The 13,446-nt window shown below is 54.5% G+C and carries 14 protein-coding genes and 1 pseudogene; 7 read left to right on the top strand and 8 right to left on the bottom strand.

Annotated features, from left to right (window positions below; translation table 11 throughout):
* Positions 1-333: 333 nt before the first annotated feature.
* The gene (locus MOV76_RS25240; protein WP_247265540.1) at positions 334-783 is read right to left on the bottom strand and encodes a hypothetical protein; all 450 of its coding nucleotides are present in this window, start codon (positions 781-783) and stop codon (positions 334-336) included.
* A 207-nt stretch (positions 784-990) separates the two neighbouring features.
* On the opposite strand from MOV76_RS25240, the gene MOV76_RS25235 reads away from it, so the two are divergent.
* Entirely contained in the window at positions 991-1,749 is a 759-nt protein-coding gene (locus MOV76_RS25235) for a S9 family peptidase (RefSeq protein ID WP_247265539.1), read from the top strand.
* 100 nt (positions 1,750-1,849) lie between these two features.
* Here the strand turns inward: MOV76_RS25235 and MOV76_RS25230 are convergent, their stop codons facing one another.
* Both MOV76_RS25230 and MOV76_RS25225 read right to left on the bottom strand, forming a co-directional pair.
* Positions 1,850-2,212, bottom strand: a complete 363-nt coding sequence (locus MOV76_RS25230) for a hypothetical protein (RefSeq protein ID WP_028732962.1) — start codon at positions 2,210-2,212, stop codon at positions 1,850-1,852.
* 283 nt (positions 2,213-2,495) lie between these two features.
* On the bottom strand, positions 2,496-3,647 hold the full coding sequence (locus MOV76_RS25225; RefSeq protein WP_247265538.1) for a hypothetical protein: 1,152 nt from the start codon (positions 3,645-3,647) through the stop codon (positions 2,496-2,498).
* An 870-nt stretch (positions 3,648-4,517) separates the two neighbouring features.
* Here MOV76_RS25225 and MOV76_RS25220 point away from each other — a divergent pair.
* The 4 genes from MOV76_RS25220 (at position 4,518) to MOV76_RS25205 (ending at position 7,329) form a co-directional block, all read left to right on the top strand.
* Positions 4,518-5,054, top strand: coding sequence for an AAA family ATPase (locus MOV76_RS25220; RefSeq protein ID WP_247265537.1), 537 nt, complete (start codon positions 4,518-4,520; stop codon positions 5,052-5,054).
* 163 nt (positions 5,055-5,217) lie between these two features.
* Positions 5,218-6,090: an ornithine carbamoyltransferase gene (locus MOV76_RS25215; RefSeq protein WP_247265536.1), complete on the top strand. Its 873-nt coding sequence runs from the start codon at positions 5,218-5,220 to the stop codon at positions 6,088-6,090.
* Positions 6,091-6,104: 14 nt separating this feature from the next.
* Positions 6,105-6,542 carry a hypothetical protein gene (locus MOV76_RS25210; protein WP_247265535.1) on the top strand — a complete coding sequence of 146 codons (438 nt, stop codon included), beginning with the start codon at positions 6,105-6,107 and terminating at the stop codon, positions 6,540-6,542.
* Between the two features lie 604 nt (positions 6,543-7,146).
* A complete protein-coding gene (locus MOV76_RS25205) occupies positions 7,147-7,329 on the top strand; it encodes a hypothetical protein (protein WP_028732968.1) in 183 nt (60 codons plus the stop codon).
* A 107-nt stretch (positions 7,330-7,436) separates the two neighbouring features.
* Here MOV76_RS25205 and aspS read toward each other — a convergent pair whose 3' ends face one another.
* Positions 7,437-8,753 (bottom strand): aspartate--tRNA(Asn) ligase, encoded by a 1,317-nt coding sequence (gene aspS / locus MOV76_RS25200; RefSeq protein ID WP_247265534.1) that lies wholly within the window; start codon positions 8,751-8,753, stop codon positions 7,437-7,439.
* 690 nt (positions 8,754-9,443) lie between these two features.
* Positions 9,444-9,758: a hypothetical protein gene (locus MOV76_RS25195; protein WP_144083745.1), complete on the bottom strand. Its 315-nt coding sequence runs from the start codon at positions 9,756-9,758 to the stop codon at positions 9,444-9,446.
* A 224-nt stretch (positions 9,759-9,982) separates the two neighbouring features.
* Here MOV76_RS25195 and MOV76_RS39870 point away from each other — a divergent pair.
* Positions 9,983-10,162: pseudogene (locus MOV76_RS39870) on the top strand (GNAT family N-acetyltransferase); the annotation flags it as partial.
* A 19-nt stretch (positions 10,163-10,181) separates the two neighbouring features.
* On the opposite strand, the gene MOV76_RS25185 reads toward MOV76_RS39870, so the two are convergent.
* From MOV76_RS25185 to MOV76_RS25175, 3 genes are all read right to left on the bottom strand, one after another.
* Positions 10,182-11,198, bottom strand: a complete 1,017-nt coding sequence (locus MOV76_RS25185; protein WP_247265533.1) for a serine hydrolase — start codon at positions 11,196-11,198, stop codon at positions 10,182-10,184.
* A 108-nt stretch (positions 11,199-11,306) separates the two neighbouring features.
* Positions 11,307-11,981: an alpha/beta fold hydrolase gene (locus MOV76_RS25180; RefSeq protein WP_247265532.1), complete on the bottom strand. Its 675-nt coding sequence runs from the start codon at positions 11,979-11,981 to the stop codon at positions 11,307-11,309.
* Positions 11,982-12,080: 99 nt separating this feature from the next.
* Positions 12,081-12,269 (bottom strand): hypothetical protein, encoded by a 189-nt coding sequence (locus tag MOV76_RS25175; protein ID WP_097631556.1) that lies wholly within the window; start codon positions 12,267-12,269, stop codon positions 12,081-12,083.
* Between the two features lie 320 nt (positions 12,270-12,589).
* Here MOV76_RS25175 and MOV76_RS25170 point away from each other — a divergent pair, with 320 nt between their 5' ends.
* Positions 12,590-13,132, top strand: a complete 543-nt coding sequence (locus MOV76_RS25170) for an AAA family ATPase (protein WP_247265531.1) — start codon at positions 12,590-12,592, stop codon at positions 13,130-13,132.
* Positions 13,133-13,446: the final 314 nt, after the last annotated feature.

The raw sequence follows: 13,446 nt of genomic DNA, 5'->3' as shown, positions 1-13,446 counted from the left end.
CTCCCACTCCATCCGCCGCCAAAAGCCGGATGGTCAGATGAAATCTGAGGGGGGTCAAAATTGGACGCCGATTACCCCGCCAAGGGGGTCAAATTTGCACGCCGAAACACATCAGGCTGCTGCCGATGCCTCTGCGTGGCCTCGTTGAGACGATGCCCGACGGCATCCATCATCTGGTGCGTCGCGATGCGGCAGCCGAATAGCCTTCTTGGAGCCGCCGTTTTCCTATTTGGGAAAGCTCACAGCCAAACGCACCGCGCAATTCAGGCGTTTCAACATCAATTGAATCTCCCGTTCGTTATGCTCCCTTGCTGCCGATCCGTTTGGCTCCCATCATTTGCTCGGATAATCCAATGGCCAAGACGCAATCGGAGACTCCCCAGCGCGGACGTCTTTAAAGTTCAATTTGACCTTGTTCAGCACCGTCTCGTCGTCCGTTTCGATCTCAAAAAAGGTGCCGTCGGCGGCCCGAATGGTCACCCACTTCCCATCTGCATCAGCGGGTAACGATCCGACGAACTCTCCCCAGATAAGCTGGCGTGTGTTGCTGGCCAATGCCGCTAGATCAGAACCCGGAAGCCGGGCGTTCTGCTGTGCCAGCCTCTCAAGTTGCTCGCCACCCTCACCAGTGGCCTCAAACCAACCATGTCCAGGTATAGATGACTTGACCGACGAGATCGTCCAATTTGCTTGCAAGGATTGAGGGACCATCAGGCGCAACAAATCCCCTAGATCGACCGCGAGGCCATGTCCCGTGGAATCATAAATCCTCAGCGTCGCCATGGTGCTCCTCCAGAGGGTTCTGCTGCACTGGGTTACCTGCACAGCTTTGGCGCGACGATCTCGAAAGGAAGCCCCCTCAGACGTTGCAGTTTTCGCAGTAGTCCCTATTCTGCGACGAAGGATAGACCAGGCTGAAAAGCCTGAACAAACATCGACCTTTTCACGATACCGAGGAATTGATCACCAGCCAGAGTGGTAGCAGATTCTATGAAATTTGAGAGGTTCTTCATATCCTCCAGTGAGGCAGATGCTCAATTGGAAATTGTTGCAGCAAAACCTCAACACCAAGGACCCTATCGAACAATTATTTTCAACCATGGCTCCACCGGACGCGGCCACAACAAGACCCTTTACTCAAGGACGATATGTCCCGCCGTCATAGGGAATTACTTTGTTGATCGCGGCTGGATGATCCTCTTTCCGCAACGTCGGGGCAGAGGGAAATCAGGCGGAAACTATGGAGAGGGACTTGCCCTGGACGGCTCCGGCTATTCCTGCAACGTCGAAATTGCGACTGCGGGTTTCGAGCGGGCCGTTGAGGATATGGATGCTGTCGTGCGCCATCTGCGCGAGCGGCCCGATGTGGATCAGAGACAACTTGCCATCGGCGGAGTCTCGCGCGGCGGCATCTTGTCGATAGCCTATGCGGGTATGCGCCCGAACACTTTCCGAGGTGCGATCAACTTCAATGGCGGATGGCTCGGGAGAGGTTGTGCCAACCATGAAATCGTAAACCCCAGCATCTTTGAACGTGGCGCATCTGCCGGAGTTCCGACGCTTTGGTTGCACGGAAGCCATGACCAGTATTATCGAATAGAGCACTGCCGAGAAAATTTCGAAAGGTTTGTATCGGCGGGCGGACAGGGGAAATTCATTTCTGTGTCCGCAGGCCACGCCTTGCTTTTCAAGCCAGCATTGTGGGCAAACCATGTCGGCCAATACATCGCTACGTTGCCAAACGGGTAAAGGGCATGACGTTTGCGCTTGGCGACGAAAAACACTGCCCTGCGACTTTGCCGTGTCGCAGGTCCACGTTCTGCCGAAAGCGAACCAAACGCGAAAGCAGCTAGGCGTTAGCAGCCGCTGGTCGCCGTCGTTCCTGTATAGCCTTTTCAACCGCGCCGTCATGCCAGCCTTGTGGAAACTCGATCTTCCAAATGAGACGACGCAACTCCTCCGGAGCGATATCCCGATATCCCAGTTCCTCTAAACGCAGCACAAGAAGCAGATGGTTCGTATTCACCACCAGCCGGGCATACGTACTGACATCATGAAGAACCGGCCGCATGGCGGCATGGGAGTTAAACCCGAAGGATGCAGCAATCGCCTCGTCGAGGTGCGAAGACCTGATATGCGGATACCCACTACGCAGAGCCTTTTTCAGAGTGGCAACATTCGAGGGAGAGAACCTAACCGAAGCGTTCAGCATAAGACGATCCAATGTTCTTGTCGAAGTCCGCCGATTACGCTTCGACCTTGGTGAACATGGTCGTTGAAAAAATGCTCATTCGCCCTTCAACCCGGCAGCAGGTTTGGATGGGTTCCAGTTTTTAATTCTAACGTTTCAGTGCCTTATGCTCAAGGGGTAAGAGGGTTCCAAGGGGGCCATCTTCCGGTCAACTCCGCGTCCCCAGAATTCGATATCCCGCCGCCGCACGCGGTCACTCCTGGCTATATAGCCGTCCCTGTTGGCATGGCTATTGCTGCCCGCACTATTGCAGTGCAAGCCCCCAAGCTGAGGGATCGAGGTATTCGCGAGGCGGCTGCATTTCGTCGATGTCGACGGGTCGACGGGTAAATGCCACCGTGTCGAAGCTCTCCGCTGCGCTCCTGCCGTACCACTGCTCGTCCTTCAACGGAATACCGTCGGACGTGATGCACTGCTTGTGACTTGAACCGGCCATTTTCGGCGTTAGGTTATACCATGTGCAATTTTCGCCAAGAAACTGGCCCTGCTCACCCAGATTTTCCATTCCTGTTTGGCTGCTGAATCGAGAGAAGGGAGGCTTCGGCTCCGGCGAAGAGCGACCACCGACAATTCTGCGCTCTCTCTTCGATGACGAATAGACAATACCCTGGTTCTCAAGCTCGTTCCAAACCTCGATCCGGATTGACCCGTCCTTGCCGTCACGCCGACGAAACCACCATGGATAATGTCGCAACAGCCTCACCTCAGAAGACTTGTCTATCGACGGATTGTCAGACGCCCTCGTAACCAATTTCGCCTCGAAGTCGACAGCACTCGGAGGGTGATCCGGGTAGGTGCGCAGAGGCTTGAGCCACGTGCTTGCGTCAAAAAGCTGTCTTGGGGGCAACACTTCGGCCTCCGGGACCGGACCTCGCTTGATCTCGGTCAGACGCGCCTCGGACATCAATTTACCCTTGGAAAAGAGAACCTTGGTTGCGACCTCTATTCCGTCACTGGTCAAGCAGGTCATCCAAATCGGCCCTTCCGGCGGTGGCTTACGAACTATTTGCCGCCAGCGACACTCCTCGCCGCCCACTGTCTCCACATCGTTCGTTTCCTTGACCTGCTTGATGCCGAGGTAGTCATACGATGGCTCGACTTGCCTGATACTGAAGCGCTTGATCTCCTCTCCATCTTTCTTCACTGTTGACAAAACAATGTTCTGAAAGAAGTGCCCATACCAGATATATGTATCGCCACCTTGTGTCTCCTCAACGTGCGTCCAGCCGTTGTGATGCTGCACGACCCGCCAGTTGTCCTTCCCATCTAATGTGTCGTGCACAACCAGCTTCGCGGTGTAGTCGGGGACGTTCGTATTGGGGAAAAACGGAAGCCCGCTTGCATGCGCGGTGCCGGTCGCAAGGGCAATAACCAAGAAAATGATCATTCGGTTCATGAATACACCCCGTCACAATCGCTTGTACACTTGCGGTAGCATTCAGCGCAGCCCCTAACAACCGGGGTGCCGGGCAATCCCGAGCGCCAACTCAAGTCTCGATTCCTAGTCCGCCTGCACCATGACAAAGTAATATGGGACCGGTTCATGCAACCGCATCGGCCACAACGGGACTACGCGTGCTTTGGCCATTTGAGTTCCAACGCGGCCAGTACGAACTGGCAGTCGACGCAATGATCCGGTGCGCCGAGTTTGATCATTGAGTTTGATCCCATGTCCCCTTTTAGGCAGGGCATTGCAGCAACGATGCTAGGAAAGCGTAATGCAATGAACGGTTCCAAACCCCTCATACTCGATCAGGCTATCGTGCTCGTCGTAAAGCAAGGCGGTATAGGCTGATCAAGACGCCAACCGTAAGTAGGAAGACTGCACCAAACACTGTGGCAAACCCCATGTAGCTGTCGAGGGTCCACCATACGAAGGGATTGGAAACAGGCAGCCGGATGAGGATTGAAAACACCGCGTAACAAGCCATGGTGGCGCAGATTAGGCATATCACCATTGCACAAAACATGCCGATCATTGCTTCCACCCGCGACATCCGCCTTCCCTTCCGCATATCCCCGCCGGTGCACTGCGCCAACCAACCAGGTTCTGCGAGTAGCAACGACAGCCATTGCACCAATCATAGTTGTACTATATTTTCAGTCACTATGAAGACGACCATCCTCAACATCGCCAGGGCCTTCTTCGACGCCTAGCGGCACCTCCCCTTGTTGAAGGGGTTCGAAGCCGGTGCATTGCACCTGGGGTACGTTTAGCCAGCTCCGCTTGCGGATGCGTAGGGCTGGCTGCGATTGAGGGAAAATCATGCCACTCGTAATTCTCACCGGCGCATCAGGAGCCGGGAAAACAACCATTGCCGAAGCGATTGAACGGCTGCACAGCCAAGAGATCGACGTCTTTTACAAGGACCGCATCGGCGTGCCGCCCGTGCAAGAGATGATTGATGAATTCGGCTCGGTCGAAGGATGGCAGAGAGCTGCCACTCTCGAATGGATGGCTCGATTATCGCCCCTCGTCACACAAGGGCGCAGCGTCTTATTTGAGGGCCAGTCTCGTTTTGCCTTTCTGGTGGAAGCGGCCGAACGCGCGGGAATCGTGTCCTACGCCTGCATCCTCATTGATTGCGACGACGAGACTAGAACCAGACGGCTTTCGATTGATCGAGGTCAACCTGATTTGGCGAGCGTAGACATGATGAACTGGGCCAGATTTCTACGAAATGAGGCATCCGAATATGGATGCGAAATTCTCGACACATCAAATCTGACGCTGGAGCAGGGAGTTGAACATGTCCTTCGTGTGTTGCGGAGGCAGCGTGTTCAATCCGAAAAGATGCGCTAAAAGGACACAGCTAGCGGCCTGATCTTCACGGAACATCGCGGCGTGATGCAATCCATGCAACGGGGGGCCGACGGCGAGGTCCATGCCGGGCGGCTTCGGAGGTTCTGTGTCCGTATTCGCCGATTAGCAGCTCTGATCGCACCGACCTTGGAATTGGAAGCACATGAATTTTAATCAGAATAGAGATTTCCTTGAGTTCCACTCATTGCCGCTGGACGCCATCATTGCGATCATCGACCGAGCTTGTCAGCTTGCGAAGCATTGGGCGGACCGCACCATTCCGCAATCGCTGAAAGGCAAACGGGTTGGTGTTATCGTCGATGACACTGGATGGCGGAATACTGCCGCCTTCGATCTCGGCGTGAAGGCTATGGGAGGCGTCTGCGTGCAACCGCCGATCAGCTTCAATGTCCGCGAGACCACCGCCGACCTTGCGGGTTACCTCGACAATTGGTTTGATCTTCTCGTTGTCAGGACCAAGGAACTCGCTACCTTGCGGGAACTTGCATCCGTCATGGATGCGCCTGTTATTAATGCCCGGACAACGGCCAATCATCCGTGCGAAACGCTTGGCGATCTTGCTTACATCAAGAGCGTCAGGGGATCACTGGAAGGTCTCAAAGTTGTCGGGATAGCCCCAGATGCCAACATCTTCCGTTCATGGGTCGAGGCGTCGAAGTCCATGCCCATCCGTGTCGTCCAAGTGTATCCCGAGCGCTGGCACGTTGCCGACGCCAACCTGCTAAACCCGAATTTCGAAACCAGCCGGGATATCCGGCATGTCCTCGAAGCGGATGTCATCATCACGGACTCGTGGCCGAAAGATACCGAGGAACGCGAGTTGGCAGAATATCAGGTGACGGCAGCGCTCCTCGATGAGGGAAAGCGCGACATGATCTTTCTGCCATGTCCGCCGGTCGCGAGGGGGCAAGAAGTGACGGCCGACGCAATGTGGCACCCTGCATGTCAAAGCCGTCCCGCAAAAGCATTCCTGCTTCACGCTCAGAATGCACTGATGGAGTGGGCTACGTCCTGACCATGGAGCCCGGCATGACCAAAAACCTCAACCAGTCCCCAATCGAAATCCCGCCTCAGTTTTGGAGGGTACGATATCAGGGAGAGCATTTCCCCGGCGCTCGTGGCGTTCACGGCGTTGAAGGTGGCGCGAACTGTCAGCAATACGCATACTCGATTTTGAGGCACTTCGGTTTCGAGCTGCCGAACTTTCGGTCCAGCGACCTTTGGGATGACACCGCACATACGGCGGTCTCTAAGGACCCGAAGCCGCTCGATCTGGTCTTAGTGAATGACGAGCCCGAGAGCTTCGGCGCACATGTGGGGCTTTCCTTGGGGCAAGGCTTGGTTCTGCATCTATCCAAGAGGATAGGTTTTCCAGCCATCGAAACGCTGGAGCAGATGCAAAACCGCGACGAGTATCGCTTCCTCATCGGCTTCAAAACTGTTCTGGTGCGCCAAGAACAACGATGACAGCACTGCGTGGAACCGTTCGGCCCATCCAGTAACGCAACATAAGCGGCCGCAGGTCTGCCTCCTTTAACTGATGGAATCGTTCCGCGATATCATCGGAGGCAAACCGGCGAGAGCGAGACGATGGAGAAGTTCTTTCATAGCGACATACGTGGTGACGCATTTGAAGAGTTCTTGAGAGGCGATTGGCTGCTATTTGATTGCCGCATCGACGGATCGGCTAGTCAAGCGGTCACGCTGGCCAGTGGGGTGCCTATCCCGAGAACTATATCCTGGCGGTACGCGGCCATGCACCGGCAGTAAAGAGTCTAGCCGGAATCATAGAAAAGTTGGACCACGTCGACGAAGAAGAAATAATTGCTTTTGTCGGATACAACGATGGTGGCTTGATCTCCCTGTCCTGCGAAATTTGGCCGCCGCAGCAAGGGACAAAATCAGCCAGTTGGTGGACCGGAAGGTTTGCGCATTAGTACACGCCCCTGCTTACCTAAGCTTGATCGTGTCAACGTGAGAGCGGGACAAGGCTTACACGTAAGCTCCTCCAGCGATAGTTGTATCTTCAAAGATCGCGACTTACCGTCCTCGTATTGAGGAGTGCTCGATCATGACGACCATAGTTTCGGTTCTTGTTGGTGTGGCGGTAGGTATCGCCTTATTGGCAGCGGTTTTTCTGTTTGCTTTCCGTGGGAAGGTCACCAACAAGCCGACCACGAAATCAGCCGATAACCACGACGTGTTTGATAAGGACCCGAGCTTCTACAGTTCCTATGACGCGGCCGACAAATAAATCGGTCGAATTCAGGGGCCACGGCTCGCGGCATTCGGCTTCAAGTCAAAGGTGCGGCACGTCTCATCTAGACGTGCCGCCAAGCCTCTTGGAATGTTTGCCCCCAATTAGGGACGTAGCCGCTTGGGAGTGCGGCTGAGCAGCGTCACCTCCCTTATGCTGGCGGTGTTTAGCATGCGCATAAGAATGCGGCCCAGACCGATGCCCATGCCCCCGTGAGGAGGGCAGCCAAACCTGAAAAAGTCGAGGTAGTCGGAAAGCGCGTCCAGTTTATATCCGCGCTCGGCGGCCTGAGCCACAAGTCGGTCGTAGCGATGCTCTCTCTGCGCACCGGTCGTGATCTCCATCCCGCGCCACAAAAGGTCGAAGCCCTTCGTCAGCGCGGGCCGGTCGTCTCGGCGCATATGATAGAATGCCCTGCCGCTCGCCGGATAATCGGTGATAAAAAGAAACTCGTGATTCGTTGCCGTTGCCATGTGGTTAGCGAGGATACGTTCTCCTTCAGCGCCCAGGTCGTCACGTCTTTGAAGGGCGTGGTCGAGTTTTTTAAGAATCTTACACGCCTCTTCGAACGTAACCTTTGGAAATGGCGGGACCGGTGGCGCAATCTCGACGCCGAAAAGCCTCGCAATTTCTTCGCCATGCGCTTCGGCGACAACTGCGATGGCATGAGACAACCAGCGCTCCTCGATATCCATCAACTCATGATGGTCTTCAATCCATCCTATTTCCATATCGATTGACGTGAATTCTGTTTCGTGGCGTGAGGTAAAAGAAGGTTCGGCGCGGAACGCGGGTCCAATCTCAAAGACCTTTTCTATGCCCCCGGCAATTGCCATTTGCTTGTAGAATTGCGGCGATTGAGCAAGAAAGGCGGTCGTGCCGAAATATCTGACAGGGAACACCTCCGCTCCGGACTCACTGAAGGTTCCCATAAGTTTGGGCGAATGGATTTCTCGGAAACCATGTTGGCTCCAAAAAGAACGCATGGCCTCTTCGAGCGTCGTCTGCACTGCAAAGACGAGTTGCTGACGTGGATAGCGCAAGCTGACCTGTCGGTGGTCTATCCACTTGTCCAGTCCAGAATCTTCAGCGATAGGAAGACGCGCATCAGCCAAACCGCAGATTTTCGCGTCTTCAATCAGTACTTCCAGACCGCTGAGCTTCACGCTGGGAGCCGCACTCACTCTTCCCGTTACAACGATGGAACTTTCGGGCGTGAGAACATCAAGAGCAGCCGTAAGGGCAACGTCATCTTTCACCTGCGTGAGTTGGACCCTCCCGGTCGGATCACGCAGGATGATGAACCGCATACGCTTTTGGTCGCGAATGGTTTCTGCGAATCCGCATAGCTTGACACGCTGCCCAATGAGAGAGGGCAGGTCAGAGATAGAGGAACGCGTCAAAGGTAAGGTAGGCAACATGACTTTCTCCTGAAACGAAGACCGGATCGGAGAAGCCAAAGCACGAGCCCTCCCGAAACCGGCAGGGCTGTGGTGATCAATGAGCTACGCTAAGAGGCGCACACGATATCCACGACCCCGAAGGGGTCGTTATTATTGATCGAGTTTTTCGACAGCGTGCTCACAGGGACATCTTCTATCAAGAAAATCGAATTGTAAACACTGATTTTTGCAACCCCTGCCTGCCGCACTAACCTTCCATTAGGACTATACGGGTGGAACGACGGGTCAAAGAGCTATTTGCGGCGATGACATGGGTGGGCAAGTAGTTGCTCCCCAAGGTATGCGTTCTGATGGAAGAAGAGGCTAAAACAGATCGGAGTCGCCGTGTTCACATTGATCGTTGACTACGCCGTCGCACCTGACGGTGGCTCGCTTGCCCTGTCTGTTGAGCGACTTGACGGACAAACGGAATGCTTCGTCATCAACCGCTCCTTGGGTTCTCGCGGGACGCCCGAATATAACGTAGTCAGATCGAACCTCCGTTCCCTCTCAGCAAAAGAATGCGAAGAAATCGCGAGGCATTTGGAAGGGCTTGCCACCGACGCGACTTCAATCGATCTAGTCACTGAGTTCATCAACACGCTAAAATCGCAGTCTTCGAAGGTACGGCACGCCTGAACTGGGCGGCGACCATCTCCATATATCTCTTCAACCCGGCGGGTTGCTGGTTGCGGACCCCACTATCTGCCGTATTTTGCCCTTGAGAGAACCAGGTTGCATTCCAAACGCGGTTCGTCCCGTTAGTTTCCCCAAAACCTCATCAGCCAACAAAGCAAATGAAACATAAAACAAAATAACCGCAGGAGAAAACAGCATCAAAACACAGAAGGTTGCCAATTCCCCACCTATCGCAAACTCGGCAGATAATGTTGCTGCAATAGCCACGAATGGAATCCAAGCCAACACGGACAGAAGAAGCCCGACAATTAACGCAGAAACTCCATATATCTGCTCTTGCTTCATCAATAATTTGACTAAACTTAGGAAATACCACCGCATCAATTGGCCTTATTGTCCGAGTCATCACCGAGAAGCGAAATCAATCAGGCTTTGGTCGGCTCTAGCATACTTGCCGAAATGGTTTCTCGTCGAAAGGTCTGCTTTAGGCAGTAGCTTCAACTTTTGCGATGATCAAGTTCGCCCAGAAAATCATCCACGCTTTCTCGTCGTGATATTCGGCGGCATCGTTGGTTACAAGGGTTACCGATGATGATTACAACTGCTTTGTAGCCAATCCGGGAGTGGCCGTTTGGGAAGAGAACGGCGATGTTGTCGGCTTTTCTGCGGCCGACCCACGCAACGGAAACATTTGGGCGCTTTTTGTGGCTCCCGGATTCGAACGAAAAGCAATTGGCTCCATTCTGCTGGCCGAAGCCTGCGCCTGCCTCAATATACGCTGTCGCGGTTTGAGCAAGCCGCGAGGGCGAGCCGTAGAATTTCCCCCATTCGAACATGACTTACGCCATTGCCAACCTTCGATGACGGCGCTGATCTGTGCACTACGACGAGATCAAGCTTAGGTAACACGATGATATACTGCCCTCCCCATCCGCTGGCGTAAAACATGGATGCGTGAGTGGCCATGCTGTCACCGGAAGCGTTCGCCGCCGTAGCCCACCACAGGTAACCGTAACCATGCCCGGCTCCGACCTGGGAATGCGGCAGCGTGCTGTCGCGAACCCAGCTTTCAGGGACGAGCTGTTTGGTTCCCCAACGACCTTGACGCAGGTAAAGCAGGCCAACCCGAGCAAGATCACGGGCGGACATGCGAATTTTGTATACTGGGTGCGACGACTCCGGACCATGCTGAAACCATCCATCACCCGGCTCGCAATCCTGCATGCCAAGTGGAATGACGAGCCGCGACACAAGTCCGTCGAATACGTTCTGACCTGTCGTGCGCTCGACTATCGTGCCAAGGGCGTTGAAGTCCCAGTTATTGTAGAACCAACGGGACCCGGGCGGATAGCTGCCTCGCGACGGCCGACCGGCCTCGGTATTGTAGACAGAGGGTAGATAGATGCCTGACCGCGCCATCAGGAGGTCCATGACCGTTGCTTTTCGCTCGGCTGGTGTCAAAGGCTCATTGTCATCAATGTCCAGTTCGGCGAGTGTCGCATTGGGGTCGATCTTGCCCTCGGCAATGTAAATTCCGTACAGGACGTTGATCAGGCTCTTTCGCACAGATGCGATGCTGGATTTGAGAGCGATATCGCCCCATTGGAAAACCAGGTGCCCTGACTGGACGATCATGAATGCCGTTGAGGGCCCATTCTCTAGCTCAAGGGCCAGAGCAGCAAGGCGCTCCGATACCCAGCCTCGACTTGCCGCTGGTAACTCGTGCCATTCGTTATCGGGAATAACGTGATTTCTCGCAGCCAATAGGACGTCGTTCGAAGCCATGTTTCCTCCGAAGCACTGCTTGCAATCGCGAGAGTCTAGCGAACAAAGTTAGAACGCACCACGGTCATTCGAGGTGGCTTTCAGGCGGATTCCGCCTGCTCAAGGGCATCACTGGGTCGCTATCACGTCACGCAGAATGGAATTCAGATGTTCGGGTTGCTCAAGCGGCACGTAATGCCCGCACTCCGAGATGACATATAGCCGCCCTCGTCGCGCAGAGTTCGCTTGATCTGCGCTCACCTTAGGACCGGGGGCGGTATCTTCCGCGCCGGTAATCACTGCAACGTGTCCGGAAAACTTCGAAAGGATTTCATCACGGGATGGACGGCTATGAAATGCGGTGACCCCTCTCGCTACATCGCCAGGCGACTGGCGGAGGAAGGTCAGCCTCGCCGCATCGACCACCGATCCAGCAGTCGCCTTTGAAAACAGCGGTGCCCAAAAGGCGTCCCAAGCCTTTTCCAGCCCTTCCTTTTGCATCGTTTCCAACGCGGACAAATGAAGGATCGGATCAAGTCGGTGCCTCGCCTTCGTCCCGATGAGAACCAGCGCCGCAACCCTATCGGAGGCAATCGCGGCCACCTCCAACGCGCAAGAACCACCGACCGAGCAGCCAACGACGACAATGCGTTCCTCGTTGACCTGGTTCAAAGCCGAGGCGGCCCATTCCTCAACACTGTCGCCTAACGAATACAGCGTTGGTGCATAAGTGGACCCAGGCAACAAATTAATCTGGCGATCCCACATCGAGCCATCAAGCGGAAGAGCATGAAAGAGAAGCAATCCGAGCTTTCCACCAGAAGCCACTTACAACCTCATACTCGTTAAAATCTCGGTTTAAAGCGAGGTTTCGCTCCATCCCGTTCGGCCCCATGGCGGATGTCAGTTTGCCACCACATCATTGGCGACGTCGTGGAGATTGACCGCTGAATCCTGGCTTGCCCACTTAACTAAATTTCTCAAGTTCTTCATCCTCAGATCAGCCTGCGCGTCCTCGCAATCCTCTTCGCCTAATATGGCAAGCGCGGCTTCAAAACGCTGAAACACTTCCGCTCTGGTCAATTTGCTCATTGTTTGTGCTCTTTGCTGTTCGAAGCAGAAGTATTGTCGTAAAGCGGCCAATGTCACAGCCTTTGGTGCGGGGGTTTCACCACTTGTCCGCGTTATCCCCACTATCCATCGATGTAGCATCTATCCCTGGGCCGTCCACTTTCAGATCTTCGCTGTATGGCGCATTCAGCCAATCGGCCCAACGGCAAATCGAGTTGGTTCAGGCACTGGCGTACCATCTCAGATGCGCAACCAGCGGTACTCACGCAAAGATGATTGCCAGATCAGCACCCAACGGGTAGCGGTTATTTGGTTGTGAACTCCACTAGAAGGAGCATTCCTTGATCATCGTCTTGAACGGCTATCCTGGAGTGGGAAAGCTCACAATCGGCCAAGGATTGATCTCCCAAATCTCCGGTCGCCTGCTGGACATTCATAGCGTCTACAATGTCGCATTTGCTTTGGCAGAGTTCAAATCGCCAGAGTTCATCGAAGCAGTTGAGAAGATTGAAAGCGTCGCACACGACCTAATTTTGAAACTCCCGACGGAAGTTCCTGTCGTTATAACGACGGTGCTTGCTGGAAGCAGCGATTGGGGAGATGCCGAATGGAAACGCATTATGCGCCTCGGTGATGAGCGGGGGCCGTTGTTTGTCGTACACATCCACTGCGATCTTGAAGAGAACATCCGCCGCATCGAAGCAGCCGGGCGAGCCGCGAAAAGGAAGCCTCGCGAAGCTGAAATGGCAAGGAGAAACCACGCCCACGGTAAAATCCTTGCAGGCATCGACGAGGCCAACCTGCTGCAGCTTGATGTTACGGATATGTCCCCGACGGAAGCGGCGACCAAAATTGCAGAATGGGCCCAAAAATCTCGGCGGTAGTTGCTCCCCAAGGTATGCGTTCTGATGGAAGAAGAGGCTAAAACAGATCGGAGTCGCCGTGTTCACATTGATCGTTGACTACGCCGTCGCACCTGACGGTGGCTCGCTTGCCCTGTCTGTTGAGCGACTTGACGGACAAACGGAATGCTTCGTCATCAACCGCTCCTTGGGTTCTCGCGGGACGCCCGAATATAACGTAGTCAGATCGAACCTCCGTTCCCTCTCAGCAAAAGAATGCGAAGAAATCGCGAGGCATTTGGGAGGGCTTGCTACCGACGCGACTTCAATCGACCTAGTCACTGAGTTCATCAACA

This window comes from Rhizobium sp. PRIMUS64, from assembly GCF_023006465.1.
Classification (GTDB): domain Bacteria; phylum Pseudomonadota; class Alphaproteobacteria; order Rhizobiales; family Rhizobiaceae; genus Rhizobium; species Rhizobium leguminosarum.
This window is presented reverse-complemented; position numbering and strand designations above follow the sequence as displayed.

Coding starts and splice junctions, on each gene's coding strand:
- MOV76_RS25225 (WP_247265538.1), bottom strand. CDS start 3,647: ATGAACCGAATGATCATTTTCTTGGTTATTGCCCTTGCGACCGGCACC.
- aspS (WP_247265534.1), bottom strand. CDS start 8,753: ATGTTGCCTACCTTACCTTTGACGCGTTCCTCTATCTCTGACCTGCCC.
- MOV76_RS25205 (WP_028732968.1), top strand. CDS start 7,147: ATGACGACCATAGTTTCGGTTCTTGTTGGTGTGGCGGTAGGTATCGCC.
- MOV76_RS25235 (WP_247265539.1), top strand. CDS start 991: ATGAAATTTGAGAGGTTCTTCATATCCTCCAGTGAGGCAGATGCTCAA.
- MOV76_RS25230 (WP_028732962.1), bottom strand. CDS start 2,212: ATGCTGAACGCTTCGGTTAGGTTCTCTCCCTCGAATGTTGCCACTCTG.
- MOV76_RS25195 (WP_144083745.1), bottom strand. CDS start 9,758: ATGAAGCAAGAGCAGATATATGGAGTTTCTGCGTTAATTGTCGGGCTT.
- MOV76_RS25210 (WP_247265535.1), top strand. CDS start 6,105: ATGACCAAAAACCTCAACCAGTCCCCAATCGAAATCCCGCCTCAGTTT.
- MOV76_RS25185 (WP_247265533.1), bottom strand. CDS start 11,198: ATGGCTTCGAACGACGTCCTATTGGCTGCGAGAAATCACGTTATTCCC.
- MOV76_RS25240 (WP_247265540.1), bottom strand. CDS start 783: ATGGCGACGCTGAGGATTTATGATTCCACGGGACATGGCCTCGCGGTC.
- MOV76_RS25215 (WP_247265536.1), top strand. CDS start 5,218: ATGAATTTTAATCAGAATAGAGATTTCCTTGAGTTCCACTCATTGCCG.
- MOV76_RS25175 (WP_097631556.1), bottom strand. CDS start 12,269: ATGAGCAAATTGACCAGAGCGGAAGTGTTTCAGCGTTTTGAAGCCGCG.
- MOV76_RS25220 (WP_247265537.1), top strand. CDS start 4,518: ATGCCACTCGTAATTCTCACCGGCGCATCAGGAGCCGGGAAAACAACC.